Source organism: Streptomyces sp. NPDC048643, assembly GCF_040650615.1.
Lineage (GTDB): Bacteria > Actinomycetota > Actinomycetes > Streptomycetales > Streptomycetaceae > Streptomyces.
On sequence record NZ_JBEZHO010000034.1, the window covers coordinates 50,339 to 76,847 of the forward strand.

General features: G+C 72.0%; 23 protein-coding genes. 15 read left to right on the plus strand and 8 right to left on the minus strand.

Annotation, left to right across the window (positions count from 1 at the left end; genetic code table 11):
- Positions 1 to 73: 73 nt before the first annotated feature.
- On the minus strand, positions 74 to 1,834 hold the full coding sequence (locus AB0C62_RS28285) for a trypsin-like serine protease (protein WP_362977811.1): 1,761 nt from the start codon (positions 1,832 to 1,834) through the stop codon (positions 74 to 76).
- 496 nt (positions 1,835 to 2,330) lie between these two features.
- Between AB0C62_RS28285 and AB0C62_RS28290 the strand changes: the two genes are divergently transcribed.
- From AB0C62_RS28290 to AB0C62_RS28305, 4 genes are all read left to right on the plus strand, one after another.
- Positions 2,331 to 3,548: a trypsin-like peptidase domain-containing protein gene (locus tag AB0C62_RS28290; RefSeq protein WP_362977813.1), complete on the plus strand. Its 1,218-nt coding sequence runs from the start codon at positions 2,331 to 2,333 to the stop codon at positions 3,546 to 3,548.
- 13 nt (positions 3,549 to 3,561) lie between these two features.
- Complete coding sequence (locus tag AB0C62_RS28295) at positions 3,562 to 3,741, plus strand: hypothetical protein (RefSeq protein ID WP_362977815.1); 180 nt, start codon at positions 3,562 to 3,564, stop codon at positions 3,739 to 3,741.
- Between the two features lie 94 nt (positions 3,742 to 3,835).
- Positions 3,836 to 4,567 carry a response regulator transcription factor gene (locus tag AB0C62_RS28300; protein WP_081218134.1) on the plus strand — a complete coding sequence of 244 codons (732 nt, stop codon included), beginning with the start codon at positions 3,836 to 3,838 and terminating at the stop codon, positions 4,565 to 4,567.
- The gene (locus AB0C62_RS28305; RefSeq protein ID WP_362977817.1) at positions 4,564 to 6,039 is read left to right on the plus strand and encodes a HAMP domain-containing sensor histidine kinase; all 1,476 of its coding nucleotides are present in this window, start codon (positions 4,564 to 4,566) and stop codon (positions 6,037 to 6,039) included. Before AB0C62_RS28300 ends, AB0C62_RS28305 begins: the two co-directional genes overlap by 4 nt.
- A 13-nt stretch (positions 6,040 to 6,052) precedes the next feature.
- Here the strand turns inward: AB0C62_RS28305 and AB0C62_RS28310 are convergent, their stop codons facing one another.
- Together AB0C62_RS28310 and AB0C62_RS28315 are read right to left on the minus strand one after the other, a co-directional pair.
- On the minus strand, positions 6,053 to 7,264 hold the full coding sequence (locus AB0C62_RS28310) for a DUF2993 domain-containing protein (protein ID WP_362977819.1): 1,212 nt from the start codon (positions 7,262 to 7,264) through the stop codon (positions 6,053 to 6,055).
- A gap of 76 nt (positions 7,265 to 7,340) precedes the next feature.
- Positions 7,341 to 9,140, minus strand: a complete 1,800-nt coding sequence (locus AB0C62_RS28315) for a bifunctional metallophosphatase/5'-nucleotidase (protein WP_362977821.1) — start codon at positions 9,138 to 9,140, stop codon at positions 7,341 to 7,343.
- 425 nt (positions 9,141 to 9,565) lie between these two features.
- Here AB0C62_RS28315 and mshD point away from each other — a divergent pair, with 425 nt between their 5' ends.
- Positions 9,566 to 10,492 carry a mycothiol synthase gene (mshD, locus tag AB0C62_RS28320; protein WP_362977823.1) on the plus strand — a complete coding sequence of 309 codons (927 nt, stop codon included), beginning with the start codon at positions 9,566 to 9,568 and terminating at the stop codon, positions 10,490 to 10,492.
- Positions 10,493 to 10,589: 97 nt separating this feature from the next.
- Here mshD and AB0C62_RS28325 read toward each other — a convergent pair whose 3' ends face one another.
- From AB0C62_RS28325 to AB0C62_RS28345, 5 genes are read right to left on the minus strand one after another with little or no spacing between them, the layout of a single operon-like run.
- Entirely contained in the window at positions 10,590 to 11,357 is a 768-nt protein-coding gene (locus AB0C62_RS28325) for an ABC transporter (RefSeq protein ID WP_362977825.1), read from the minus strand.
- Positions 11,345 to 12,916, minus strand: coding sequence for an ABC transporter permease (locus AB0C62_RS28330; RefSeq protein WP_362977827.1), 1,572 nt, complete (start codon positions 12,914 to 12,916; stop codon positions 11,345 to 11,347). The genes AB0C62_RS28325 and AB0C62_RS28330 overlap by 13 nt, the downstream gene beginning before the upstream one ends.
- On the minus strand, positions 12,913 to 13,773 hold the full coding sequence (locus AB0C62_RS28335; protein WP_362977829.1) for an ABC transporter ATP-binding protein: 861 nt from the start codon (positions 13,771 to 13,773) through the stop codon (positions 12,913 to 12,915). The genes AB0C62_RS28330 and AB0C62_RS28335 overlap by 4 nt, the downstream gene beginning before the upstream one ends.
- A complete protein-coding gene (locus tag AB0C62_RS28340; RefSeq protein ID WP_362977831.1) occupies positions 13,770 to 14,741 on the minus strand; it encodes a zf-HC2 domain-containing protein in 972 nt (323 codons plus the stop codon). The genes AB0C62_RS28335 and AB0C62_RS28340 overlap by 4 nt, the downstream gene beginning before the upstream one ends.
- Positions 14,738 to 15,280 (minus strand): RNA polymerase sigma factor, encoded by a 543-nt coding sequence (locus AB0C62_RS28345; protein ID WP_362977833.1) that lies wholly within the window; start codon positions 15,278 to 15,280, stop codon positions 14,738 to 14,740. The genes AB0C62_RS28340 and AB0C62_RS28345 overlap by 4 nt, the downstream gene beginning before the upstream one ends.
- A 188-nt stretch (positions 15,281 to 15,468) precedes the next feature.
- On the opposite strand from AB0C62_RS28345, the gene AB0C62_RS28350 reads away from it, so the two are divergent.
- From AB0C62_RS28350 to pstA, 10 genes are all read left to right on the plus strand, one after another.
- Positions 15,469 to 15,855 carry a GntR family transcriptional regulator gene (locus AB0C62_RS28350; protein ID WP_362977894.1) on the plus strand — a complete coding sequence of 129 codons (387 nt, stop codon included), beginning with the start codon at positions 15,469 to 15,471 and terminating at the stop codon, positions 15,853 to 15,855.
- Positions 15,852 to 16,775, plus strand: a complete 924-nt coding sequence (locus tag AB0C62_RS28355; RefSeq protein ID WP_362977835.1) for an ABC transporter ATP-binding protein — start codon at positions 15,852 to 15,854, stop codon at positions 16,773 to 16,775. The genes AB0C62_RS28350 and AB0C62_RS28355 overlap by 4 nt, the downstream gene beginning before the upstream one ends.
- A complete protein-coding gene (locus AB0C62_RS28360) occupies positions 16,772 to 17,725 on the plus strand; it encodes a hypothetical protein (protein ID WP_362977837.1) in 954 nt (317 codons plus the stop codon). Before AB0C62_RS28355 ends, AB0C62_RS28360 begins: the two co-directional genes overlap by 4 nt.
- Positions 17,722 to 18,747, plus strand: coding sequence for a hypothetical protein (locus tag AB0C62_RS28365; RefSeq protein ID WP_362977839.1), 1,026 nt, complete (start codon positions 17,722 to 17,724; stop codon positions 18,745 to 18,747). The genes AB0C62_RS28360 and AB0C62_RS28365 overlap by 4 nt, the downstream gene beginning before the upstream one ends.
- A gap of 314 nt (positions 18,748 to 19,061) precedes the next feature.
- Positions 19,062 to 21,293: an RNA degradosome polyphosphate kinase gene (locus AB0C62_RS28370; protein WP_362977841.1), complete on the plus strand. Its 2,232-nt coding sequence runs from the start codon at positions 19,062 to 19,064 to the stop codon at positions 21,291 to 21,293.
- On the plus strand, positions 21,274 to 22,344 hold the full coding sequence (locus AB0C62_RS28375) for a CHAD domain-containing protein (protein ID WP_362977843.1): 1,071 nt from the start codon (positions 21,274 to 21,276) through the stop codon (positions 22,342 to 22,344). Before AB0C62_RS28370 ends, AB0C62_RS28375 begins: the two co-directional genes overlap by 20 nt.
- 10 nt (positions 22,345 to 22,354) lie before the next feature.
- Positions 22,355 to 22,768: an NUDIX hydrolase gene (locus AB0C62_RS28380; RefSeq protein WP_362977845.1), complete on the plus strand. Its 414-nt coding sequence runs from the start codon at positions 22,355 to 22,357 to the stop codon at positions 22,766 to 22,768.
- Between the two features lie 419 nt (positions 22,769 to 23,187).
- Positions 23,188 to 24,318: a phosphate ABC transporter substrate-binding protein PstS gene (gene pstS, locus AB0C62_RS28385; protein ID WP_362977847.1), complete on the plus strand. Its 1,131-nt coding sequence runs from the start codon at positions 23,188 to 23,190 to the stop codon at positions 24,316 to 24,318.
- Positions 24,319 to 24,418: 100 nt separating this feature from the next.
- Complete coding sequence (pstC, locus tag AB0C62_RS28390; RefSeq protein ID WP_164374172.1) at positions 24,419 to 25,426, plus strand: phosphate ABC transporter permease subunit PstC; 1,008 nt, start codon at positions 24,419 to 24,421, stop codon at positions 25,424 to 25,426.
- Positions 25,423 to 26,487 carry a phosphate ABC transporter permease PstA gene (gene pstA / locus AB0C62_RS28395; RefSeq protein ID WP_362977850.1) on the plus strand — a complete coding sequence of 355 codons (1,065 nt, stop codon included), beginning with the start codon at positions 25,423 to 25,425 and terminating at the stop codon, positions 26,485 to 26,487. Before pstC ends, pstA begins: the two co-directional genes overlap by 4 nt.
- Positions 26,488 to 26,509 lie beyond the last annotated feature (22 nt).

Sequence of the window (26,509 nt, forward strand, 5' to 3'; positions counted from 1 at the left end):
ACACGGACGGACGACGGAGATCCCCGCGCCCCTGACGGGACGCGGGGATCTGTTTCGTCTGTCCGTCGTGGAGCTAGAACAGCAGGTTGTACTGGTTGAAGCCGGTGCCGAGACTCCTGCGCGAGCCGAAGAGGTCGCTGGAGGCCTTGTTGGTGCCGGGGTACAGCCAGAGCGTGCCGCCCGAGTCGCGCGCCATGACGTCGGCGATGCCGTCGCCGGTCACGTCGCCGTTGGCCACGTACGAGGTGAAGTTCCAGCCCGTACGCGCCTGGATCCGCGTCGACCACGGCGTGTGCTCGACCTGCGTGCCCCGGTAGAGGTACAGGACGCCCGAGGTGTTGCGGACCAGCAGGTCGGCGCGGCCGTCGCCGGTCAGGTCGCCGTGGCCGAAGACCTTGACGCCCTTCCATGCCTTGTTCACGACCTTGACGCGGGCGTAGAACTCGCCGTTGCCCTTGCCCGGGTAGAGGTAGACCGAGCCGTCGGCGTCCACCGCGACCAGGTCGGGACGGGAGTCACCGGTCATGTCGCCGGGGACGGCGTAGGACGTGTAGCCGCCCCACACCGAGGTGATCTGCATCCACTCGAACTCGCCCGAGCTGTGGTTGAAGTAGCTGCGGTACAGCTTGCCGTCGGTCTTGTCGCGCTCGATCAGGTCCTGGAAGAAGTCCCGGTCCAGGTCGGCCTGCATGACCCAGCTCGCGTACTGCCAGTCCTTGCCCTGGTAGGCACGGGTGGCCAGCGAGGTGCCCTTGCTGTCCTGCTCGAACAAGCCGCCCGAGGGCGTCCGCTCCAGCAGGTCGGCACGGCCGTCGAAGGTCAGGTCCGTGTCGTCGATACGGGGCTGGGCCGCCCAGGTGTACGAGGTCACCTTGGTGAACACCGGGTAGGCGCCCTTGGCGGTGCAGCCGGAGACGCCCCACGAGACGATGCCGACGACCTTGCCGCCGACGACCACGGGGCCGCCGGAGTCGCCGTTGCACGGGCTCTTGGTGCCCTCGTCGGTGCCCGTCGCCGGGGTGCCGGCGCAGAACATCGAGCCCTCGACGAAGTCGTCCTCACCGAGGACGGTCTTCATCGCGGTGTTGCAGGTGGAGTCGGCGACCATCGGCAGGGTCACCTTGCGCAGGTTCGCCGACAGGTCCGCGTCCTCGGCACCCGAGGTCAGACCCCAGCCGTAGACGGTGGCGGAGGTGCCGGCCTTGTACGAGGTGCTGTCACCGGCCGCCGTCAGCTTCAGCCACTGCTGCTCCAGCGGACGGTCCAGGGTGAGGACCGCCACGTCGTTCTGGAGGGTCGCGTCGTCGAAGTGCGGGTGGTTCCACTGGCGGTAGACGCCCGCGACGGTGCCGTTGGTGTCGTCCAGCAGGCCGGTGGCACCCGCGACCACCGCGCCGTTCTTCGCCCAGTCGAGACCGGCGACACAGTGCGCCGCCGTCAGGACCTTGTTGGGGGCGACGAGGGTGCCGCCGCAGAAGTAGCCCTCGCCGGCCGCGCTGTCGTAGTAGGACAGCTGGACCATCCACGGCGCCGAGGAGATCGAGGTCTCGGTGCCGCCGATGATGAACGGCGTCTTCTTGGGCTTCGCCACGGGCGTCGCCTGGGTCTTGGCGGCCTCGACGACGCGGTGCCGCAGTTCCTTGTCGGAGGCGGTCGGGGCGGGCGCGGCGCCGGTCTGGGCGGCGACGCTCGCGTCGGGCAGTCCGGCCGGGTGGTCGGCCGCACTGGCGGGCTGCGCCGCGAGGACGCCGGCGCAGGTCAGCGCCAGCGCGAGAGCGGCCGTCGGGAACGCCGTGGCGGGGCGTCTCCAGCGGTCGCGCAGGGCACGTATCACTCAGGGCTCCTGGTGTGGGTGTGCGTGTACTCGTTCCGTGTCAGAGGCCTGAGAAGGGCGTACGACGCACCGGCCCGACCGTCGACAGCAACCGCTTGCATGGCGTGCGTCGACAACGGGCGTAACCGCGGAGCCCCCCTCCGGCGCGGAGATCGTAGGCCTCACCGGCCCCCGAAATCACGGCCCTCACAGGGGTCAGACAAGTGTTCGCCCCTGCCGTTCCACGGGATCACCGGGACGCAACCCACCGTTTGCCGAAGGAGCGGGTGAGGGGGCCGGCAGGAGGTCCGGCGGTGACGCCGGGCGAGCCCCGCAGGTCCCGCCGGACGGGGTCGACAGGTCCCGCCGAGTGGGGTCGACAGCGTGCTCGACGTCGGGACCGACAGCGGTGCCGAGGCGCCCCGGGGGGCGCCTTTATATCGGGCATACGAGGTTCTGTCGGGCTTCTCAGGGACCACTCAGGGAGCTCTCATGATCCGGGGACAGTCTTTTTGACATGACCGAGAGCTTCCGCCGCAGCGGCGAGTACCCCCAGGGCGACGACCACGGGTCCGCGTACCCCCAGCAGCAGTCGCACCCCTCCTCCTCCCCCGTGAACCCCGAGTGGCCTCCCCCGCCGGCGTACCAGCCGGCCCCGCCGGTCCACGTCGAGCCGGGCACCACCGTGTGGCCGGGCTCCGGTCACGGCGGCGACGGCAACGGCGGTGACGGCCCCGGCGCCGGGCCGTACGCCGGTCACCCCGGGTCCGACGCCACCGGCTCCACCGCGGTCTTCGCCGCGCCGCCCGCCCCGCCGGAGGGCACGGCACACGCGAAGCGGCGCGCCAAGGGCCCGTTCGCCCTGCTGGCCGCCGTCGCGATCGTCGCCGCGGCGATCGGCGGCGGCACGGCCTACGGCATCCAGGAGCTGACGGGCAACGACACCGTCGCCTCCAGCAGCACCAGCACCAGCGTGGTGCCCACCAGTCAGAAGGGCACGGTCTCCGGCGTGGCCAAGGCGGTCAGCCCGAGCATCGTCGAGATCAGCGCCACCTCGAACGCGGGCTCCTCCACCGGCTCGGGCGTGATCATCACGACCGGCGGCGAGATCATCACCAACAACCACGTCGTGTCGGGCGCCTCCGCGATCAAGGTGCGGCTGAACAACGGCAAGTCGTACACCGCGAGCGTCGTCGGCACCGACAGCAAGAAGGACCTCGCGCTGATCAAGCTGGAGAACGCGCCGTCCGGCCTGAGGACGGCGACGCTCGGCGACTCGGCCGGCGTGCAGGTCGGCGACCAGGTCGTCGCCATCGGCTCCCCCGAGGGCCTGACCGGCACCGTCACCAGCGGCATCGTCTCCGCGCTCGACCGGGACGTGACCGTCTCCACCGACGAGAGCCAGGGCCAGCAGCAACAGCAGGGCGGCGGCAGCGGCAGCGAGCAGTGGCCCTTCGAGTTCGGCGGGCGCCAGTTCAACGGCGACACCGGTTCCTCCACGACCACGTACAAGGCCCTGCAGACGGACGCCTCGCTCAACCCCGGCAACTCCGGCGGCGCCCTGATCGACATGAACGGCAACATCGTCGGCATCAACTCCGCGATGTACTCGGCCGCTTCGGACTCCTCCTCGTCCTCGTCGAGCGCGGGCAGCGTCGGCCTCGGCTTCGCCATCCCGATCAACACCGTCAAGTCCGACCTGGCCTCACTGCGGGCCGGCGGCTCCGACAGCTGACCCGGAGGTCGCCATGAGGATCCAGCACGTCGCGCACACCGTGACCGGCGACGACCCGGCCGGGCTCGGCCTGGCCCTGGCCGTCGCCCGCGAGCTGCACGCGCCGGCCCGGCGGGCCCCGGAGCTGACCCCGGCCGCCTCCCGGCCCGCCGCCCGCCGGGCCCCGGCCCACCGCCGTACCGTACGAAGCTGATCCATTCCGGGACAGCCCGGAACGTGCGAGGCTGAAAGCACCCGGTCGACGTCCGGGTGTGCCACGACCCCCACCCACCGAGGAACCCACATCCATGAGCTCCGCCGAAGGCGACCGTGACACCCAGCGCATCCTGATCGTCGACGACGAGCCGGCGGTGCGCGACGCGCTCCGGCGCAGCCTCGCCTTCGAGGGGTATGACACGGAGGTCGCGGTCGACGGCGCGGACGCCCTGGAGAAGGCGACGGCCTACCAGCCCGACCTCGTCGTCCTCGACATCCAGATGCCCCGCATGGACGGCCTCACGGCGGCCCGCCGGATGCGCGGCGCGGGCACGACCACGCCCATCCTCATGCTGACGGCCCGTGACACGGTCGGCGACCGGGTGACGGGACTGGACGCCGGCGCGGACGACTACCTGGTCAAGCCGTTCGAACTCGACGAACTCTTCGCCCGCATCCGGGCGTTGCTGCGACGCAGCTCGTACGCGGCGTCCGCGGGTGCCGTTCCCGAGGACGACGCGCTGACCTTCGGTGACCTGCGCATGGACCTGTCCACGCGCGAGGTCACCCGGGCCGGGCGCCCGGTGGAGCTCACCCGCACCGAGTTCACGCTCCTGGAGATGTTCCTCGCCCACCCGCGCCAGGTCCTCACCCGCGAGCAGATCCTGAAGGCCGTCTGGGGCTTCGACTTCGAACCGTCGTCGAACTCCCTGGACGTGTACGTGATGTACCTGCGCCGCAAGACGGAGGCCGGCGGCGAGCCGCGCCTCGTGCACACGGTGCGGGGCGTGGGGTACGTACTGCGGTCGGGCGGCGCGGAGTGAGAAAGCTGTTCCGCCGGTTCAGGTCACTGCCCCTGCGATCCCGGCTCGCCCTCCTCGTAGCGGCAGCGGTGGCGTTCGCGGTGGCGGCGGTCTCGGTGACGTGCTGGTTCATCGTTCGGGGCAAGTTGTACGACGAGGTCGACGACGATCTGCGGACGACGGTGCGTACGCCGGTGTCGGAGGTCTCGTTCAGCACCCTCATCGACAACTGCACCCAGACGCCCAAGAGCCCTACAGGACCGAACGGTTTCGGCCCGCGGCCCAAGACCATGTACTACGAAGTGGTCGACGCGGACGGCACGGCCTGCGTCTTCGGCGACTCCGCGGGGCTGGTGAAGGTAACCGACAGCGACCGGAAGGTGGCCAAGGAATCGGAGTCCCACGACGGAATGCTCCGCAACGGAACGGACAGTGAGGGAGACAGCGTCCGGGTCCTGACCGCTCCCCTGACCGTCAGCCAGGGCCTGCCCGGCACTCGGAGTACGGTCCCGGGCTACGCCATCGTCATCGGCTCCCCGCTCAAGAACACCGAGACCACTCTCAACGACCTCGCCCTGCTGCTCCTTCTCGTCTCCGGGATCGGAGTGATCGGCGCCGGGGCTGCCGGGCTCTGGGTCGCTCGCGCCGGGCTTCGCCCGGTCGACAAGCTCACCGACGCCGTCGAGCACGTCGCCCGCACCGAGGACCTCACCATCCGCATCCCCGTCGACGACGACAGCGAGGACGAGATCGCCCGGCTCTCGCGATCGTTCAACTCGATGACCGCCTCCCTCGCCAGCTCCCGTGAGTTGCAGCAGCAGCTGATCGCCGATGCCGGGCACGAACTGCGGACGCCGTTGACCTCGCTGCGGACGAACATCGAACTCCTCACCCGGAGCGAGGAGACGGGCCGGCCGATCCCCCCGGCGGACCGCAAGGCGCTGCTCGCCTCGGTGACCGCGCAGATGACCGAGCTGGCGGCGCTCATCGGCGACCTCCAGACGCTGTCCCGGTCGGACGAGGCGCACGCGGGCGACCGGGTGGAGGTCGTGGCGCTCCAGGACACCGTGGAAGCGGCCCTGCGCAGGGCGCGGCTGCGCGGCCCGGAGCTGACGATCATGGCGGACCTGGAACCCTGGTTCGTCCGGGCGGAGCCCTCCTCCCTGGAGCGCGCCATCGTCAACATCCTCGACAACGCGGTGAAGTTCAGCCCGCCGGGCGGCACGGTCGACGTACGGCTGCACGCGGGCGAGCTGAGCGTGCGCGACCACGGCCCCGGCATCCCCACCGACGAACTCCCGCACGTCTTCGACCGTTTCTGGCGCTCCCCGGACGCGCGGGCCCTGCCGGGATCGGGCCTCGGCCTGTCCATCGTGGCCCGCACGGTCCAGCAGGCCGGCGGCGAGGTGTCACTGCGCCCGGCCGAGGACGGCGGCACGATCGCGACCGTACGGCTGCCCGGCGCCCCGGCCGCTCCGCCCGAACTTCCGTGACCCGCGGGTCGGGTCAGTGCCCGACCCGCAGATCCGTGCCCGCCACCTGGACCCGGATCCCGTCGCGCTCGACCCGCACGTCCCGCAGGTTCACCGCCCCGTCCGCCGGGTGCGGCAGCTGGAAGCCCAGCGAGAGCTGGTCGGCGAGAACGGGCCGGGTCAGACGGGTGAGGCCCTGGAGCAGCGTGGGGTCGAAGCCGAGGCGCTTCAGGAGCTCCGGGTGGGCGGCTGCCACGTCGAGGAGGTTCAGCCGCATCGCCTGGTGGACGAAGGCGGGTGCCCCGGTCAGGGAGGCCAGCTTCGTGTCGTCGCGGAGCGCCTCGCGCACCGCCGAGTCGGGCACCCCGAGCCGGTGGACGATCGACGGGACGGCGAGCAGCGCCCGTGCCTTCGCGGCCTCCTTGCCGAGCCTGGCAGCCGTGTCGCGGGTGAGGTGGAGGCCTTCCGAGGCCCGGGTGCCGGGGCGGTAGGTCGCCAGGTCGCCGATGTCCAGGCGCATGCCGCCGATGTGGGTGGAGATACCGCGCGCGCCGTCCCGCCGGATGCGCGCGTCGGCCCGCAGCTGGAGATCGTGTCCGGCGACGGGCAGCGTGCCGCGCGCCCGCACCTGGTCGCGGCCGTGCCCGGTGAACGTGACCTGCGAGGCGCCCAGTTCACGGTTCAGGTCGTCGAAGGACAGCAGGACCTCGCCGTGCATCTGGGGGATGCGGGCGCCGCGCACGGAGGTGGGACCGTCGCCGTCGAGCCGTACGTTCGTCGCCGTCGCCGACACCTTCGCCAGGGAGACCCGGTCGGCGGCCACGTCGGGCACGGTCACCTTCACGGAGTCCAGCCGCTGGTCGGCGAGCTGGGTGAGGAAGGGGAAGCCGCCGATCTCGACCTCGGGCGCGGCCGTCAGATGCAGCTGGTCCTTGAGCGTGTCGGCCGCCCGGTGCTCGGCGTACAGCACCGCCCAGCGGTCGCCGAGGGCGAGGAACGCCGCGAGGGCCAGGATGGTGGCGGACGCCTTCACGGCGAACGGGAGGCCGGCGAAGCGCCTGCGGCGGCGCCGGCTGCCGCGCCGGTGGTTGGGCGGGGACCAGCCGTCGTCCGGTTCTTCCGGAGGCTCGACCACGGGCGGGTCCTCGTGGAGGAACTCCTCCAGCGGCCCGGTGCCGTCGAGGGCACCCAGTTCTTCGTAGGGGTTCGGATAGGGATGCGTGGCTATGCGGTGGGGGGTACGCATCGTCTCATCCGACCATGCGTACCGCCCCTGACCGCAACTGCTACCGCCCGTATGCGATCAACTTCACGCTCCGCGCCTACTTGACGATCGTGATCCGGTCCGCGGCCGGGACCGGGTACGGCGCCGTGGCCGAGGAGCCGGCCGTCAGGTAGGTCTCCAGGGCCGCGAGGTCGTCGTTGCCGACCCGGACGTTCGCGCCCTTGCCGAGTTCCGCGAAGCCGTCGCCGCCGCCCGCGAGGAAGGAGTTCATCGCGACGCGGTAGGTGGCGGCCGGGTCGATCGCCGTGCCGTTGAGCTTGACCGAGTCGGCGACGACGCGGGCCGCGCCGGTCTTCGTCAGGTCGAGGGTGTAGGTGAGGCCCTCGGAGATCTGGAGGATCTTCGGGGAGGCCTCGTTGGCGCCGCTGACCTGCTGCTGGAGCGCGGTGACCACCTGGGCGCCGGTGAGGTCGACCAGGTTGACCGTGTTGGCGAACGGCTGGACCGTGTACGCCTCGCCGTAGGTCACGACGCCGTTGCCCTCGCTGCCGCTCGCCGCGTAGGTGAGCCCGGCGCGGATGCCGCCCGGGTTCATCACCGCGAGGTCGGCCTCGGGGTCGACGGACTTGCCGTACGCGAGCTGCGCGTCGGCGATCAGGTCACCGAGCGGGGACTCGGTGCCGGCGTTGCCGATGTCGCCGGCGATGTAGCCGATGGGGCGCGAGGCGATCGGCGCGGAGAGCGCGTTCCACTTGGCGATCAGCGACGTGATGTCTCCCGCCTTGGCGACGTCACGCGTGACCACGTGGTTCGCGGACTCGACCGCCGTGCGCGCGATGTCGCCGGTCCTGCGGTCGTACGTCAGCGTGGTGTCCGTGTAGAGCCGGCCGAAGGAGGAGGCCGACGTGACCATGCGGGGGTTGCCCGCCGGGTCGGGGATGGTGCACGCGTAGGCCTGGTGGGTGTGACCGGTGACCAGGGCGTCGACGGCGGGCGTGACGTTCTTCGCGATGTCGACGATCGGCCCGGAGATGCCGTCGCCCGCGCCGGGGCTGTCGCAGTCGTAGTTGTACGACTGCGAGGCGGGCGCCCCGCCCTCGTGGATCAGCGCGACGATGGACTTCACGCCCTGCCGCTGGAGTTCCTTGGCGTACTTGTTGATCGTCTCGACCTCGTCGCCGAACTTCAGGCCCTTGACGCCCTCGGCGGAGACGATGTTCGGCGTGCCCTCCAGCGTGACGCCGATGAAGCCGACCTTGACGCCGTTCTTCTTCCAGACCCAGTAGGGCTTGAGGATCGGCTTCTTGGTCTTCTCGTCGGTGACGTTCGCGGCGAGGTAGGGGAAGTCGGCGCCCTTGAACTTCGCCTTCTTGTCGTAACAGCCGTCCGTCGGGTGGCAGCCGCCCTTCTGCAGGCGGGCCAGCTCCTTGGCGCCCTCGTCGAACTCGTGGTTGCCGACGCTCGTCACGTCCAGGTCGAGCTTGTTCAGCGCGTCGATCGTCGGCTCGTCGTGGAAGAGCCCGGAGATCAGCGGCGAGGCACCGACCATGTCGCCGGCGGCGGCCGTGATCGAGTACTTGTTGCCCTTGCGGGCGTCGCGCAGGTGCGTGGCCAGGTACTCGACGCCACCCGCGTCGATGGTCTTCGTCGTGCCGTCGGGCTGCAGCTCCGTGACGCGGCCGGAGGAGCCGGTCGGCGGCTCCAGGTTGCCGTGCAGGTCGTTGAAGGAGAGCAGCTGGACGTCCTGGTAGCGGCCGCTGCCGTGGTGGTGCAGCGGAGTCGCGTCGTCCTGGTGCGCGCTCGCGGGCATCGCCGCGGCCAGCGCGCCCACGGTGGCGAGACCTGCGGCGGCCGCGAGGAGGCGATGAGTTCGTCTGTGCCGGAAGGTGGGCGGCATGGTTCCCCCCTGGAGAACGGTGAGAGGCGAAAACGCTGGGTCGTGAACTGAACCGGACTGAGCTGACGTGCAATGTGCACCGTGCGATGTGCACGGAACGGGCGGGCGCTACGGGTCCTGCGAGCCGGGCTGGTGGTTCGGTCGAGCGGGTGGTGCGTGCGCGGGCCGGGCGGGCTGTGCGGCCGCTGTGACAGCCGTGGCTTTTGCACGCACTTTAGAATCAACGCGCGTAGCGCAACAGGGGGTTCGGGGTTACGGACTGGTTGCCATCGGCTCACCGGAGGCCGACACCCCGCCCGGCGAGGCTCCGGCCCGCCCCCGCCGCGACCGCTTGCGCATCCCGCGGAGTACCTCCGCCCCGCCACGATCACATCGACTCCGCCCAACCGCTTGTCCCCCAATCACCGCGCCGTACCCTCGTATCCATGACCAGCGACGACACGTCACCCCTCGCCAGCTCGCGCTCCATCGCGACCTACTCCGAGCTCTCCCCGGACCAGGCCGAGGACGTGCTCCGGCTGCTCTCGGAGGCCGCCCTGGAGGACGGCCAGCAGGCGGTGTCCGAGCAGGGGCGGCTCCAGCTGAAGGGTGGAGCCCGCGAGGGCGTCCGGCATCTGCTGCTGACCCTCGGCGACGAACTGGTCGGCTACGCCCAGCTGGAGGACACCGACCCGGTCGAGGCCCCGGCCGCCGAACTGGTCGTCCACCCGGCCCACCGGGGACACGGCCACGGACGGGCGCTCGGCACGGCCATGCTCAACGAGTCCGGGAAGCGGCTGCGGGTGTGGGCGCACGGCGGGCACTCCGCCGCCCGGCATCTCGCCCAGGTCCTCGGTCTCACCCTCTTCCGTGAACTGCGCCAGATGCGCCGCCCGTTGGAGGGCCTCGACCTGGCCGCCCCGAAGCTGCCGGAGGGCGTGAGCGTCCGTGCCTTCGTGCCGGGGCAGGACGACAGCGCCTGGCTCGCCGTGAACGCCGCCGCCTTCGCCCACCACCCCGAGCAGGGCTCCCTCACGCAGCGCGACCTGGACGACCGGATCGGCGAGACGTGGTTCGACCCGGCCGGCTTCTTCCTCGCGTTCCGCGGCGACGACCTCGTCGGCTTCCACTGGACGAAGGTGCACGCCGAGGAGGGCCTCGGCGAGGTGTACGTCCTCGGTGTGCGCCCCGGCGCCCAGGGTGGCGGCCTCGGCAAGGCGCTGACCACGATCGGGCTGCGCCATCTGGCCGCCCAGGGCCTGCCCACCGCGATGCTCTACGTGGACGCCGACAACAAGCCGGCGGTCGCCGTCTACGAGCGCCTCGGCTTCGTCACCCACGAGACCGACCTGATGTACCGGACGGAGTCCTGACCCGGGTTCGGCTCGGAGCGACGGCCAGGGTCCGGGACGGAGTAACGATCCGCCCGTGAGCGGACCGCGCCTCCGGCGCCGGGCCCCTCGGCCGACGTCAGCGGCGGCCGAGGACGGTCGCTCTCCGCCGCCGCAGGGGCTCGGCCAGGCTGCACGCCCCCGCCAGCACCGCCACGACCAGGACACCCGCCCATCTCCGGTGCGCGTCGTCCCAGTGGGGGTCGTGCGTCGCGACGAAGAGCTCCCAGCGCTCGGGGAGCAGCAGGGCCGCCGTGAAGACGGTGCCCACGAGTCCCGCGGACACCGCGATGCCCGGCTCGGTCGCCTCCGCGTGCCGTACGGCCATGGTCGCGGCGGCCAGCGCGAGGGCGGCGAGGGCCGCCGCCTCCAGGGTGACGGCACCCACCGGCGGCCGGCCCTCGTCGGGTATGAGGAGCAGGACCGCCGTCCACCACGCCGCCGACAGCGGAGCGACGAGTCCCAGCCGGACTCCGATCCGCACCGGCCGCCGCGTCGGCACCGCGGCGGTGGTGTGCCGGGCCGGGTCGTCCAGCAGGAACGCCAGTCCCAGGCCGAAGGCGAGGGCGGCGGCCCGCAACACGTTGAGGCAGAGCCACGGGTCGACCTCACCGGACAGCGTCCGCGGAGTGCCGGCCAGCAGCAGCCCGAGGCCCGCACCCGTGGCCAGGGCCGTGCGGGGCAGGGTGCGCCACACGGGCCGGACGAGGACGGCGGCGACCTCGTGAGCCCGGGGGCGCCCTCCTCCTCCCGCGGGCCGTCCGGAGGCTCGGCCGAACCGCTCAGCAGCGTCCGCGGAGCCGCCGGGGCCTTCTGCCGGCCGGGCCGCCAGGTCTACCTCTCGCACGATCCGCTCCCCGAGTCCGCCGGCGTCCCCTTGCCCCCGACCGGGACGCCGAGCAACTCGGCCACCCGCTTCGTGGACGTCTTCGGGGCGGTCAGCTCCGTCCAGTGGGCCTTCACCTTGGCGGCCACGCTGTAGTGCGACTTCGCCAGCAACTCCCGTACCACGGTGGTCTGCTGGGCCGTCATCGAAACGCCGCCGGTGGGCGAGAGCACGTAGGCGGAGCCCTCCGTGGTGTCGTCGAGCCGCACGTCGCGCAGGGACTGCATCGGGTCCGGCTGTGTGCTCAGCGCCAGCCACATGGTCGTGACCACGCGGGCGTCGCACCTCTCACCGGCGCTCTTCTCGTCCCCCGCGACCAGTACGGAGGCGACGCCGACCGCGAACTCGGGAACGCGGTTCCCACCCCAGCGCGTGCCCGCCGTCACGGTGCCCGGTGTGCCGGACGAGTCGATCGCGGCGTCGCCCTGAAGGCCGTACCGGGCGTCGATGCGCTGGCGCACGGTCAGCCGCTCCCCGCCGGCCGATCCGCCCGCGCGGGACTGGATGCGGTCCACGATGTCGGCCCAGTCGGCGGTGCGGCCGGCCCACTCGGGGAACACGCAGTACGTCGACCGGCCGTGCTCGACGCAGACCTGCACCTTCTGCGGGGTGACGGACGCCTTCGCCCGGGCCGCGACCAGTGCGGCGGAGTCGCCCGGGGACTGTCCGGCCACTCCGACGCCGGTCGCGACGGCGGCGACCACCGCCACGGCCGCGAGCAGGCGCGTCCGGCCACCGCTCAACAGGACCGCGAGGCAGAGCAGCAGGGCGGTGAGGCCGATGAGGTAGAGGGCGTGCCAGGCTGCCGGGCGGCCCACCAGGTCGGAAGGAAAGGGGTCAGCGCCCGTGTCGGAGACGACCGGGCCGAGCCAGGTCACCCAGTGCGCGCCCTGCGTGGACGCGGAGACCAGGATGGTGACGGCGTAGGCGCCGATCACGAAGGGCGGTGCGACGAACCCGACCGGGATCAGCCGGGCCAGCAGGACCCCGAGGACACCGGCCAGGAGGACCACCAGGGGGCCCACGGCCAGTTCGGCGGGTGAACCGTGCCCGACGGCGCCCGGCTTCAGCGCGGCCCAGGTGAACTCGAAGCCGACGACCAGCGCGGTGATCGCGACGAACGGCAGCACGGACAGCGCGTGGGCCAGCGTCCGCCGCCAGGGTTCCATGACCAGCACGTCGAAGTGCCGGTCGGTGGACTGTCGGCGCGAGCGCAGCACCGCGCGGTTCACCCCCACGAACAGGGCGATGGCGAGCAGCATCGGGGCGGACTGCGTGGACCGGTCGACGTCCTGGAGAGCGGGGAACTCGTCCATGCCCTCACGGCCGGAGAACAGGGTCCACGCGGTGTAGCCGACGTACACCGCGAGGAAGAGCAGGACCGGGATCTGCAGGAGCAGTTCGCGTGCCTCGAAGCGGGCCAGGGCGACGACGGCGGCCGCCCTGGACCGCGGGCCCGGCGTGACCCGCTCCCTGGCGGTGGGAGCGGTCCGGGGGAGCGTGTGCGTACCGGCGCTCATGCCGTCACCTCCGCGGGCTCACCGTCGAGGGTGAGCAAGTAGCCGTCTTCCAGGGTCGGTTCGAGGAGGTCGGCGCCTTCGGGAGGGTCTCCGACGTTGCGGAAGGTGCCCGTGCCGGTGCGCCATCCGGCTCGGGCGGCCGGGTCGCGCTCGGTGCTGCTCCAGACGCGGCCGGCCGCTCGGTCGGTCAGCTCGGCCGGGGTGCCCTCGAAGCGGATGCGGCCGCCCGCCATGACGATCACGCGGTGGCAGAGCATCGCGACGTCCTCGGTCTGGTGGGTGGAGAGCAGGACGGTGCGGCCTTCACCCGCCTGGGCGATCAGCTCACGGAAGCGCATGCGCTGTTCGGGGTCGAGCCCGACGGTCGGCTCGTCGAGCACGAGGAATCCGGGGTCGCCGACGAGGGCGGCGGCCAGCGCGACCCGCTGGCGCATCCCGCCGGACAGTCGCTTGATGCGCTTGCCGCGCACGTCGGACAGGTCGACGGCCTCCAGCACGCGCCGCACCTCGCGGTGCCGGGCGGTGCGGTCGGTCAGCTCCTTGAGGATCGCCACGTAGTCGACGAACTCGAACGCGGAGAAGTCCTGGTGGAATCCGGGGGTCTGTGGGAGGTAACCGAGGGCCCGGCGGACGTCCAGGCGTCCCGCGGTGGTGCCCGGGTCGTGTCCGAGGACCGTGAAGGCACCCCGGTCTGCCGGTACGGCGGTGGCGAGCACCCGCAACAGGGTGGTCTTGCCTGCGCCGTTGGGCCCGAGGAGGCCGGTGACGCCGTCACCGAGGCGCAGCGAGACGTCGTCGAGTGCGAGCGTCCCTCCGAAGCGCAGGCTCAGGCCGGAGGCGGAGACGGTGGGGATCATGCGGCGTTCCTGTCGGTGAGGTCGGTGAACGGGAGGCGCGAGCTGTCGAACCGGTCCCGTGCGAGATAGAGGAGTGCGGCGGCGAGGGCCGCGACGGCTCCGGCGACGCCCTGTCCGGCCGCCGTGAAGGGCGCGAGGGTGGTGCCCGACGCTGTGGTCGCCTGGGCCACGGCCAGCACCGTGACCCAGCCGCCCGCGACCAGGGCGGGCGCGAGGACGGGGCCGAGCCGGGAGGCCAGCGCGAGGCCGCTCGCGGTGAGGGCGAGGGCCGGCAGCAGCCAGGCCAGGGCCCGCAGGCCGTAGGACGGGAGGGCGAGGGTCGCCACGCCGTTCAGCCCGAGGCCGACCGTGAGCACCGCGACCGTGCGGATCATCAGGAGGCGGAAGCCGTGCAGCGGGGAGACGACCGCCATCTCGTACGTCGGGTCGAGCCTCGGTCCGTAGGAGAGGGCGACCCCGGCGAGGGGGAGCAGGGGGGCGAGGGCGAGGAACAGGGTGGGGGTCGCGCCGACCCGTGCGGCGTTGGCCGCGGCGACCGTCATGGCGAGGACGGCGACGACGGCGCCGAGCCAGGACCGGCGCAGGACGGGGGCGGCGGCCAGCAGCCGTGCGGTGTGGTCGGCGACGCCGATCCGGACGAGCAGCGCCTCGACCGGGCCGGGCCGGGGTGCGTCGAGCTCGGCGTCGAGCCGCTCCCAGCCGGCGTCCAGGGCCAGCGGGTCGCTGGACGCGGCCAGTTCGGCTCGGCACCGGTCGCACGCGGCGAGGTGGGTGTCGGCGGACCAGAGGCGGGGTGCCTCCAATACGCCCTGTGCATAGGCCCGGAGATCCTCCTCCGGCACGTGCCACGGCGTACGCCCGGTGCTGCCACCGGTCACGCTCTCGTCCCCGCTCGTGCGGTTGCCGTCCGCCACGCCGTCGTCACCCTTCATGCCGCTGTCACCGCTTCCGTGACGGTCGTCGCTCATGCCAACGCCTCCCGCAACTGCCTGCGCGCACGCAGTGCCCGCGTCTTGACCGTGCCCGGCGGGATGCCGAGCAGGACGGCCGCTTCCCGGGTGCTGAGCCCGTCGATCACCGTGGCCTGGAGCACCGCCCGGAGTTCGGGCGAGAGTCTGGTCAGCGCGCCCGCCAGGTCGCCGTGTTCGACGCCTGCCAGCACGCGCTCCTCCGCCGAGACCTCGTCGCGGTGCCGGAGCCGGGCCAGCGCGCCGCGCAGCCTGCCGCGCGCGCCGTCCCCCCGCATCGCGTCCACGAGCCGCCGCGAGCCGATGCGCCACAGCCAGCCGGCCGGGTCGCCCTCCTCGCGGTAGCGGGCGGAGCCGTGCCAGACCGCGAGGAAGGTCTCCTGGACGACGTCGTCGACGATCCCGGGGTCGGCGCAGCGGCCGCGCAACCGCGCGCTCAGCCACGGCGCATACCGCCGGTACAGCTCCTCGAAGGCGCGACGGTCCCGGTCCGCCGCGATGGCCCGCAGCAGCTCTCCGTCGCTTCTCGTTTCCCTCACACCCCCTCATCGGACGAGCCCCGCCGATCGGTTCACGCTCCGGCGAGTTTTTTCCGATCAGTGTTCCGCGCCTGGTCGGGGCCCTGATCCCGGCGTCGCGGGCACCCGGCGGGCCGGGGCGACTTGACGGCGGCCGCTCCCTTGCACCACCCTTTCACTACTCAATTAGTGAAAGGGTGGTTGTCCGAGTGGTCGCGTACCGCATCGACCGGCGCAGCGGCGTCGCCACCTACGTCCAGATCGTCCAGCAGACGAAGCAGGCGCTGCGCCTCGGCCTCCTCGAACCCGGCGACAAGCTCCCCACCGCCCGCGAGGTCGTCGAAGCCACCGCCATCAACCCGAACACCGTGTTGAAGGCCTACCGCGAGCTGGAGCGCGAAGGCCTGGTCGAGGCCCGGCGCGGCCTCGGCACCTTCGTCCGCAGAACGCTCGGCGCCGCCCCGGCCGACTCGCCCCTCGGCGAGGAACTCGACGCCTGGGCGCGCGACGCCCGCACGGCGGGCCTGGACCGCGAGGACGTGGCCGCGCTGTTCACCTCCGTACTGGACGCACACTTCCCGAAGGGGGACCAGTGAGTTCCACCCGCACCACCCGCCCCGCCGTCGCCGTCGAGGCGCACGGTCTCACCGTGCGCTACGGCCGGCGCTCCGCCGCGGCCCTGGACGACTGCTCCTTCCGCCTCCCGGCCGGCCGGGTCAGCGCCCTCGTCGGCCCCAACGGCGCGGGCAAGTCGACGCTGCTGGCGGCGGCGGCCGGACTGGTGCGCCCCACCGCCGGCACCCTCACCGTGCTCGGCACCGGCCCCGCCGAGGCGCGCGAGAGCATCGCCTACCTCTCCCAGAACAAGCCGCTGCACGCCCAGCTCACCATCGCCGAGACCCTGCGCCTGGGCGCAGAACTCAACCCGGCCCGCTGGGACGCCTCGTACGCGGCCGGCATCGTGGAACAGGGCTCGCTCGACCCGGGGACCAGGGTCAGGCGCCTGTCCGGAGGCCAGCGGACCCGTGTCGCCCTCGCCCTCGCGCTGGGCAAGCGGCCCGACCTGATGCTGCTGGACGAGCCGATGGCCGACCTGGACCCACTGGCCCGCCACGAACTGCTGGGCACGCTGATGGCGGACGCCGCCGAGCGCGGGACCACCGTGCTGATGTCCTCGCACATCGTCTCCGAACTCGCCGACGCCTGCGATCACCTGCTGCTCCTGGGCGGCGGACGCATCCGGCTCGGCGGCGGCCTGGACGACCTCCTTCTCGCCCACACCCTGGTGACCGGCCGCGGCACCCCCGCCGACCTCGCCCCGCACCTCGTCGTCGAGTCCCGCGCGGCCGGCCGCGGCCTCACCGCACTGATACGCAAGGACGGACCCGTGGACGACCGCTGGCAGGCCGAACAGCCCTCGCTGGAGGAGCTGCTCCTCGCCCACCTGCGCTCCCCCGCGACCCCCGCGCTGCTCACCCCCGGCACGACCGCGACCCCCGTGGCGGTGACCCGATGAGCACCACCTCCCTGACGTCTCCCGTGCGCCGCGCGCTGCCCCGCCCGCACGGCCTGCTCTGGACGCTCCTGCGGCTGCACCGCACCGCCCTGTGGATCTGGACCGCCTTCGTGGTGCTCACCGCGGGTCTCCTGCTGTGGCTCTACGGCCCGGGCGCCACGCACACCCAGCACCTGCTCGACACCTTCGGCTACGCGGGCGTGCAGGACGACGCCTGGACCGCCGGCACCATCGGCTCCCCCTTCTCCGGCGCCTACAACGACCTCTTCTACGCCCCGGCCTCCCTGCTGAACGCCGCCTCGTTCGCCGTCGCCGTCTTCGCGGGGACCTCGCTGGTCGCGCGCGAACTGGAGAACGGCACCGCGCGGCTCGCCTGGACCCAGTCCGTCAGCCCGGCCCGGTGGCTCGCCGCCAAACTCGCGGTACCCGCGCTGTTCCTCACGGTCGGCACCGGCCTGCTCGTCGCGCTCTACCGGATGCTGTGGTCCGCGCACGGCAACCTGCTGCTGGCCGGCTACGGCCCCCAACGCCTGTACTTCTCCATCGGCCCGGCCACCGTCGCCGCACCCCTGCTCGGTCTGGCCGTCGGCGTCCTCGCCGGGCTCACCCTGCGCCGCACACTCCCCGCCCTCGCCGCCGCGGGTGCGGTCCAGTACTCCGTCATCGCCGTGCGCTCCAACTTCTGGCCGTTCCAGCGCGGTTATCAGCAGCCCGAACTGTCCGTCCGCAGCCGGGCCATCACGTCCACCGGCGCGGAGATCCACGACCCGGGCTGCTACGCGAGCCGCGCGTGCCTCGCCAAGCACGACGTCGTCGGCTTCACCCGCCAGTACCTCCCCTCCCCCGACTACTGGCCCCGCCAGCTCCTGGAGACCGGCGTCCTGCTGGCCGCCACCGCGATCCTGGTCGCCGCGGCCTTCGCCGTCCTGAGGAGGACGTCCACCTCATGAGCGCCCCGACCCTGCGCCCCCCGTCGGGCCCTGCCGTGCCGTCCCGGCCCGCCCCGGCCCCGCTCCGCCCCTCCGGCCTGACCTGGACCGTGCTGCGCCTGCACCGCGCCGCGCTGATCGTGTGGGTCGCCGCCCTGCTCGTCGCCGGCGCGGTGATGACCTGGCTGTACGTCATCGGCCCGGACGCCCGCGCGGCCGTCGTCCCCTGCGCCGCACCACCGGCCGACGGCCTGCCGGACTGTGCCTCGCTCCGGGCGATCCACACGGACGAGAACTACGGCGTGGGCCTCGACCTGGTCGCCACCGGCCTCTCGTACCTGATGTTCCCCGTCGCGGCCTGGGCGGGCGCCGCGCTGATCGGACGCGAGCTGGAGAACGGCACCGCCCAGCTGGCCTGGACCCAGTCCGTCACCCCGGTGCGCTGGCTCGCCGCCAAGCTCGCCGTCCCCGCTGTCCTGCTCACCGCCGGCACCGCGGCGGCCGTCGTGCTCCACACGGTGGCCCGCCGGGACGGGAACGGGCCCCTGGCCGGCGCCTGGTACGACCCCGAGGTCTACGCCTCCACCGGTCCCGTCACCGTCGCGTACGCCCTCGCCGGACTGGCCCTCGGCACCCTCGCCGCTCTGCTCCTGCGCAGGGCCCTGCCCGCCGCCGGAGCAGCGTTCGCCGCGACACTCGTCCTCTCCTACGCCCTGCGGGCGGTGCGGCCGAGCCTGTGGCCCACGACGACGATCACCGGGCGGACGGCCCTCGACCTCCCGCCCGATGTCCTGGTCCTCGAACACGGCATCGTCACGAACGACGGCCGGCGCATCGGGAACGACCTGGCCTGCGTCGGCTCCGAGACGTCGGCCCAGATCCGGGCCTGCATGAAGAGCAGCCGACTGAGCGACTTCTGGGCGACCGTCCACCCGGAGTCCCACTTCTGGCCCCTGCAGCTGGTGGAGAGCGGGGTGCTGCTGGCCGTGGCGGGGGCCGCGGCCGTCGCCGCCTTCACCCTGCTGCGCCGTCGCACGGCGTAACCGGCGGTACCCCGGGGGCCCACGCGGCTCGTACGGGGGCCGGAACCCGGTTTCCGGACACGTGGACGTCCGGGAGCCTCCCCCCGATAGCCCGCACGTCATGTCCTCGTAACCATCGATTCAGGTGACCTTGCGACCCTCGGGGAATGCAGCCCGCCGTGCCCGAGCCGTCTCCTCCGCCGGAGAACGAGCCCTCGCCGACCACGCGGAGTGAGCGTACGTCAGTGAAGCGGAACGGAAATTTCCGTATCGCCGCGCTGGCGCCCGCTCTCTCCGACGCGCCGGTCTCGCCTTCGGCGCGGAAGAATGGGTCCATGAACCAGCCAAGCGCCCAGGCACCCGTGCAGCACCCGCAGCCGTCCGTCGGATCCATCGCCGCGCACCGGCCGCACACCGTCGCGGCCAACGTCTCCGACCTGGAGCCCGACCTCGACGCCGACCTCGACGAGTACGAGGACACGGTGCAGGACGGGATCACCCTGCCGCAGGGGCGGTTCCTGGACCGTGAGCGCAGTTGGCTGGCGTTCAACGAACGCGTGCTCGAACTGGCGGAGGACCCGAACACCCCGCTCCTGGAGCGCGCGAACTTCCTGGCGATCTTCGCCAGCAACCTGGACGAGTTCTTCATGGTCCGGGTGGCCGGCCTCAAGCGCCGTATCGCCACCGGCGTCGCCACCAAGTCCGCGTCGGGCCTCCAGCCCCGCGAGGTCCTGGAGATGATCTGGGCGCGTTCCCGCGAGCTCATGGCCCGGCACGCCGCCTGCTACCAGGAGGACGTCGCCCCCGCGCTCGCGGAGGAGGGCATCCACCTGGTCCGCTGGAGCGAGCTGACCGAGAAGGAACAGGCCCGCCTCTTCACGCTCTTCCGGCACCAGATCTTCCCGGTCCTGACCCCGCTGGCGGTCGACCCCGCGCACCCCTTCCCGTACATCTCCGGCCTGTCGCTGAACCTGGCCGTCGTCGTGCGCAACCCGGTCAGCGGCCACCGCCACTTCGCGCGCGTCAAGGTCCCGCCGCTGCTCTCCCGCTTCCTGGAGGCCTCCCCGAACCGCTACGTCCCCATCGAGGACGTGATCGCGGCGCACCTGGAGGAGCTGTTCCCGGGCATGGAGGTGCTGGAGCACCACACGTTCCGGCTCACCCGGAACGAGGACCTGGAGGTCGAGGAGGACGACGCGGAGAACCTTCTCCAGGCCCTGGAGAAGGAGCTCATGCGGCGCCGCTTCGGCCCGCCGGTGCGCCTGGAGGTCGAGGAGTCCATCGACCGCTACGTCCTCGACCTGCTCGTGCGGGAGCTGAAGATCTCCGAGGCCGAGGTGTACCCGCTGCCCGGCCCCCTGGACCTCACGGGCCTCTTCGGCATCGGCTCGCTCGACCGGCCCGAGCTGAAGTACCCCAAGTTCATCGCCGGCACCCACCGCGACCTCGCGGAGGTCGAGTCGGCGTCCCCGCCGGACATCTTCGCCGCGCTGCGCGAGCGGGACGTCCTGCTGCACCACCCCTACGACTCCTTCTCCACCTCCGTGCAGGCGTTCCTGGAGCAGGCCGCGGCCGACCCGGACGTCCTCGCCATCAAGCAGACGCTGTACCGGACCTCCGGCGACTCGCCGATCGTCGACGCGCTGATAGACGCCGCCGAGTCCGGCAAGCAGGTCCTCGTGCTGGTCGAGATCAAGGCCCGCTTCGACGAGCAGGCCAACATCAAGTGGGCGAGGAAGCTGGAGGAGTCCGGCTGCCACGTCGTGTACGGCCTGGTCGGTCTGAAGACGCACTGCAAGCTGTCGCTCGTGGTCCGGCAGGAGGGCGACATCCTGCGCCGCTACTCCCACGTCGGCACCGGCAACTACCACCCGAAGACCGCCCGGCTCTACGAGGACCTCGGACTGCTCACCGCCGACCCCCAGGTCGGCGCGGACCTCTCCGACCTCTTCAACCGGCTCTCCGGCTACTCGCGCCGCGAGACCTACCGCCGGCTGCTGGTCGCCCCCAAGTCGCTGCGCGACGGCCTGATCGCGCGGATCAACAAGGAGGTCCAGCACCACAACGCCGGACGTCCCGCGTTCGTCCGCATCAAGGTCAACTCGATGGTGGACGAGGCCCTCATCGACTCGCTGTACCGCGCCTCCCAGGCCGGTGTGCCGGTCGACGTGTGGGTGCGCGGGATCTGCGCCGTCCGGCCCGGGGTCGCGGGCCTGTCCGAGAACATACGGGTGCGTTCCGTCCTCGGCCGCTTCCTCGAACACTCCCGGGTCTTCTCCTTCGGCAACGGCGGCGAACCCGAGGTGTGGATCGGCAGCGCCGACATGATGCACCGCAACCTCGACCGGCGGATCGAAGCGCTGGTCAGGGTCACCGACCCGGCTCACCGAGCGGCCCTCGGCAGGCTGCTGGAGACCGGCATGTCCGACACCACCGCCTCCTGGCACCTCGGCCCCGACGGCGAGTGGACCCGACACGCGACCGACGCGGATGGCCAGCCCCTGCGGAACGTCCAGGAGATGCTCATAGACGCCCGGAGGCGCCGGCGTGGCACAGCAACACCTTGATCCCCCCACCGGTCCGTCGGCCGGGACAGCCCCCACCGTCCCGGCCCCTCCCGTCCAGGAAGGCGACCCCATCGGTGACGCCCTGGCGGGCTACCTCCGGGCTCAGGCCACGGAGTTCCTGCGCTCGCTGCGCCAGCACCGGGAGACCGGCAACGCGGCGGGCGGCGCCGGGGAATCGGGCGACGCGGCGCGTTCGCTGCGCCGCTCCGCCCGCCGTATCAGCGGCAGCCTGCACACCTTCCGGCCGCTCCTGGACGCGGACTGGTCGGAGGCGATGCGCCCCGAGCTGGCCTGGCTGTCGGGCACCCTGGCCCGCGAACACGCGTACGCCGCACGCCTGGAGCGCCTGCTCGGCGCGCTGAACCGGCTGTCGGGCACCGCCGCGCTGCCCGCCCAGGTCGGACCGGGTCCGGCCGCCGCCCCCAAGGGCAGCCTGACCGTCGGCGCCGCGAAGGCCGGCGCCCTCCTCGACCGGCAGCTGACCCTCGCGCGCACCCGCGCCCACTCGGCGGCGCTCCAGGCGCTCGGCTCCTCCCGTTTCCACGCGGTCGCCGACAGCGTCGCCGTCCTCGCCAGCGAGGTCCCGCTGACCCCGGCCGCGGACTTCACCGACCTGCGTCCGCTGGCCGGAGCGGCCCAGGGCCGGCTGGCCGACGCCGTCACCGCGCTGCCGCTGGTCACCGCGGGCCACCCCTACAACGCGGAGGCCCTCGTGCACGGCCTCTCCGCGGACACCGCCCCCCAGCCGCAGGACGCGCCCTGGCACCAGGTCCGGCTGCTGCTGAGGCTGCACCGCTACGCGCGCGAGGTGCTGCACGGCGGGGAGTTCCCCGTCGACGGACGGCTGCTCGGCGCGGGACAGGCGCTCAACCGGCACCGCGACGCGGCGGAGGCCGCGGCGGCCGCCGCGTCGGCGGCACGCACCCCGCGGATCGCGCCGGCGACGGCGTACGCGCTGGGAGTGCTGCACGCCGACCAGCGGCACGAGGTGGAGGCGGCCCGGTTCGCCTTCCAGCAGGCATGGCAGAAGGAAGCCGTACGCACCCCGTGAGGGAGGCCCCATGGCCGACGACACCATCCATGCCGCGGGCTGTGTCCTGTGGCGCCGCTCCCCGGTCGGCTCCGGGCTGGAGATCTGCCTGGTGCACCGGCCCAAGTACGACGACTGGTCGCATCCGAAGGGCAAGCTGAAGCGCGGCGAGGACTCCCTCGCCGGCGCGCTGCGCGAGGTCGGCGAGGAGACGGGCTACGGGGCCGCCCCGGGCGCCGTCCTGCCCACGCTCCGCTATCTCGTCGGTGACCGCCCCAAGGAGGTCCGCTACTGGGCGGCCGAGGCGGCCGACGGTCATTTCACGCCGAACGACGAGGTCGACCGCGTCCTGTGGCTCTCCCCCGTCGCAGCCCGTCACCGTCTCACCCAGCCGCGCGACCGTGATCTGGTGGACGCCCTGCTGGACGCGCTGCACCTGACGTGAGGCCGTCCCGTACCGGCGAGCACCTTCCGTACCGGCACGAACGCGGAATCCGCGCCGGTACGCACAGGGGCGTGAGCCGGTACACGCGGGAAAGGCGCGTCGAATGAGGGATGGCGGAGGCGTGCGTACGCTGAAACAGGAGCCGCCCCTGTTCGTCACTCAGAGTTTCCCCGCAGGCCCCCTGGGCCGGAATCCGGCCGTGTCCTCGACGTAAGCCTTCCGTGACCTCACCGCACCGCCCTCAGGGGTTCACCCCCCGTTCACTTATGGCCATCGACGCCTTCACCTGATCTGCCTAATTTCGGCCGTACACGGTGCGAAGGAAGTCCCCGGACGTTCTCCCCGCATCGCTACAGACCGCGTTACTCAGACTTCGCACGCCGCCACCAGACGGCGGCTCCTGGAAGGAACTCCCGAAAGTGAAGCTTCAGCGCATGAACCGGCGGGCCCTCACCCTCGGTGCTCTCGCCGTCTCCGGCGCCCTGGCCCTCACGGCGTGCGGCTCTGACGACACGGGCAAGAGCGACGCGGGCGGCAGCTCGGCGCCGACCGCTGCCGCGGGCTCCATCAAGTGCGACGACGCCAAGGGCCAGCTGCAGGCGTCCGGCTCCTCCGCGCAGAAGAACGCGATCGACGCCTGGGTCAAGGCCTACACGGCCGCCTGCAAGGGCGTTCAGATCAACTACAACCCGACGGGTTCGGGCGCCGGTGTCACGGCGTTCACGCAGGGCCAGACCGCTTTCGCCGGTTCGGACTCGGCTCTCAAGCCGGAAGAGGCCACCGCGGCCAAGAAGGCCTGTGACGGCAACAACGCGGTCGACCTCCCCATGGTCGGTGGCCCCATCGCCATCGGTTACAACCTCCCGGGTGTCGACAACCTCGTGCTGGACGCCTCGACGATCGCCAAGATCTTCGACGGCAAGATCAAGACGTGGGACGACGAGGCGATCGCCAAGCTGAACCCCGACGCGAAGCTCCCCAGCACCAAGATCCAGGCGTTCCACCGCTCGGACGAGTCCGGCACCACGGACAACTTCACCAAGTACCTCAAGGCCGTCTCCCCGTCGGACTGGAAGTACTCGGGCGGCAAGGCCTGGCAGGCGCAGGGCGGCCAGTCCGCTCAGGGCTCCTCCGGCCTCGCCCAGCAGGTGAAGCAGACCGCCGGCGCGATCTCGTACTTCGAGCTCTCCTACGCCGCCGACGGCATCAGCACCGTCGACCTCAAGACGGAGGCCGCCACCCCGGTCAAGGCCACCGTCGAGAACGCCACCAAGGCCATCTCCTCCGCCAAGGTCGCCGGCGTCGGCAACGACCTGGCCCTGGAGCTGAACTACAAGCCGACCGAGGAGGGCGCCTACCCGCTCACCCTGGTCACCTACGAGATCGTCTGCGAGAAGGGCAACAAGGCCGACACGCTGGCCGCCACGAAGTCCTTCCTCACCTACATCGCGAGCGAGGACGGCCAGAAGCAGCTCACGGCCGCCCAGTACGCGCCGATCCCCGACGAGATCATCACCAAGGTCCGCTCGACCGTCGCGAACCTGAGCTGACCCGAGTGTGCGGCCCGCCTCACCGAGGCGGGCCGCACCGTCCGGTGCACCGCCGCCTGGAGCCGCCACTCGACTCGGCTCCGCAGACCGGAGACTCCTGATGGACATATCGACACAGAACACCGAAGCACCTCCTCCCACCCCACCGCCTTCGACGATCGAGCAGAAGCGCGCGGCCCGTGGCGCCACCCGCCCCGGCGACCGTGTCTTCCTCGGCCTGTCCCGCGGGTCCGGCATCCTCCTCCTGGTGATCATGGCCGCCATCGCGGTCTTCCTCACCTACCGTGCCGCCATCGCGATCAGCAAGGACCACGCGAACTTCCTCACGACGTTCGAGTGGAACACCAACATCGAGCCGCCGGTCTTCGGCATCGCGGTGCTGGCCTTCGGCACGGTGGTCTCCGCGATCATCGCCATGGCCCTCGCGGTCCCCGTCGCCGTCGGCATCGCCCTGTTCATCACGCACTACGCGCCGCGCAAGCTCGGCGGACCCATCGCGTACGTGATCGACCTGCTCGCCGCCGTCCCGTCCATCGTCTACGGCCTCTGGGGCGCCCTCGTCCTGGTGCCGCACATGGGCGGCCTGTTCGGCTGGCTCGACCACTACTTCGGCTGGACCGGCATCTTCGAGTGGCAGGGCGGAGCGCCCCGCTCCATGCTCACCGTCGGTGTCCTGCTCGCCATCATGATCCTTCCGATCATCACCAACGTCAGCCGTGAGGTCTTCCGGCAGGCGCCGATGATGATCCAGGAGGCGGCGCTCGCGCTCGGCGCCACCCGCTGGGAGGTCATCCGCATGTCGGTGCTGCCCTTCGGCCGCTCCGGCGTGATCTCCGCCTCGATGCTCGGCCTCGGCCGCGCGCTCGGCGAGACGATGGCCGTCGCCACCGTCCTCTCCCCGACCTTCGACATCAACGCCAGCCTGCTCGACCCGGGCGGCGGCACGTTCGCCCAGAACATCGCGAGCAAGTTCAGCGAGGCCACCCCGTTCGGCCAGGACGCCCTGATCGCCTCCGGTCTGGTCCTGTTCGTCATCACCCTGGTGGTCAACGGCGCGGCGCGCGTGATCATCAACCGCCGCAAGGAGTACTCGGGGGCCAACGCATGAGCAACGCACCCGTCACCGCACGCCACGCGAGCACGCTGCGCGGCGGAACCCTCCCGAAGTGGTCCCCGTGGGCCATCGCGGTCGGCGCCGTGGTCGTCGCCGTCGGGATCGGCCTCGGCGCCGGCCTCGACAGCAAGGTCCAGTGGGGCCTGATCGCCGCGATCCTCTTCGTCCTCGGCACGTACGGCATCGCCGCCCGCGTCGAGGGCCGCCGTCAGGCCAAGGACCGCGTCGCCACCAGCCTGGTCTGGGTCTGCTTCATCGTCGCCGTCATCCCGCTGGCCTCCCTGATCTGGGAGACGGTCAAGCGCGGTGTGAAGGTCTTCGACGTCTACTTCCTGACGCACTCCATGGGTGTGGTCGCCGACACCGAGACCGGTGGCGGCATCTACCACGCGATCATCGGCACCCTGGAGCAGGTCGGCATCGCCAGCCTGATCGCGGTGCCCGTGGGCGTGCTGACCGCGATCTACCTCGTCGAGTACGGACGCGGCAAGCTCGCCAAGGCCGTCACCTTCTTCGTCGACGTCATGACGGGCGTCCCGTCGATCGTCGCCGGTCTGTTCATCCTCAGCTTCTGGATCCTGATCCTGGACATGGGCTACTCCGGCTTCGCCGGTGCGCTGGCCCTCGCGATCCTGATGATGCCCGTGGTGGTCCGCTCCACCGAGGAGATGCTGAAGCTCGTCCCGAACGAGCTGCGCGAGGCCTCCCTGGCCCTCGGCATCCCGAAGTGGCGCACCATCATCAAGGTGGTCCTGCCGACCTCCCTCGGCGGTATCACGACGGGTGTGATGCTCGCCGTCGCGCGCATCACCGGTGAGACGGCCCCCGTGCTGCTCCTGGTGTGGGGTACGAACTTCATCAACACCGACCCGTTCTCGGGTCCGCAGGCCTCGCTGCCGCTGTACATCTACCAGCAGTACGCGAACAGCGCCGGCTCCGGCGCGGCCTACGACCGGGCCTGGGCGGCGGCGCTCGCCCTCATCGCCTTCGTCATGATCCTCAACATGGGGGCGCGAGCCATCGCGCGGTGGAAAGCCCCCAAGACGGGCCGCTGACGCGGCCATCAGCGACCCGAAT

What these genes read in the sequence shown, in the direction of transcription:
- AB0C62_RS28335 (WP_362977829.1), bottom strand. Translation starts at nt 13,773, where the DNA reads ATGATCCCCACCGTCTCCGCCTCCGGCCTGAGCCTGCGCTTCGGAGGG.
- AB0C62_RS28365 (WP_362977839.1), top strand. Translation starts at nt 17,722, where the DNA reads ATGAGCGCCCCGACCCTGCGCCCCCCGTCGGGCCCTGCCGTGCCGTCC.
- AB0C62_RS28380 (WP_362977845.1), top strand. Translation starts at nt 22,355, where the DNA reads ATGGCCGACGACACCATCCATGCCGCGGGCTGTGTCCTGTGGCGCCGC.
- AB0C62_RS28330 (WP_362977827.1), bottom strand. Translation starts at nt 12,916, where the DNA reads ATGAGCGCCGGTACGCACACGCTCCCCCGGACCGCTCCCACCGCCAGG.
- AB0C62_RS28295 (WP_362977815.1), top strand. Translation starts at nt 3,562, where the DNA reads ATGAGGATCCAGCACGTCGCGCACACCGTGACCGGCGACGACCCGGCC.
- pstA (WP_362977850.1), top strand. Translation starts at nt 25,423, where the DNA reads ATGAGCAACGCACCCGTCACCGCACGCCACGCGAGCACGCTGCGCGGC.
- AB0C62_RS28370 (WP_362977841.1), top strand. Translation starts at nt 19,062, where the DNA reads ATGAACCAGCCAAGCGCCCAGGCACCCGTGCAGCACCCGCAGCCGTCC.
- AB0C62_RS28290 (WP_362977813.1), top strand. Translation starts at nt 2,331, where the DNA reads ATGACCGAGAGCTTCCGCCGCAGCGGCGAGTACCCCCAGGGCGACGAC.
- AB0C62_RS28315 (WP_362977821.1), bottom strand. Translation starts at nt 9,140, where the DNA reads ATGCCGCCCACCTTCCGGCACAGACGAACTCATCGCCTCCTCGCGGCC.
- AB0C62_RS28310 (WP_362977819.1), bottom strand. Translation starts at nt 7,264, where the DNA reads ATGCGTACCCCCCACCGCATAGCCACGCATCCCTATCCGAACCCCTAC.
- pstC (WP_164374172.1), top strand. Translation starts at nt 24,419, where the DNA reads ATGGACATATCGACACAGAACACCGAAGCACCTCCTCCCACCCCACCG.
- AB0C62_RS28360 (WP_362977837.1), top strand. Translation starts at nt 16,772, where the DNA reads ATGAGCACCACCTCCCTGACGTCTCCCGTGCGCCGCGCGCTGCCCCGC.
- AB0C62_RS28300 (WP_081218134.1), top strand. Translation starts at nt 3,836, where the DNA reads ATGAGCTCCGCCGAAGGCGACCGTGACACCCAGCGCATCCTGATCGTC.
- AB0C62_RS28340 (WP_362977831.1), bottom strand. Translation starts at nt 14,741, where the DNA reads ATGAGCGACGACCGTCACGGAAGCGGTGACAGCGGCATGAAGGGTGAC.
- mshD (WP_362977823.1), top strand. Translation starts at nt 9,566, where the DNA reads ATGACCAGCGACGACACGTCACCCCTCGCCAGCTCGCGCTCCATCGCG.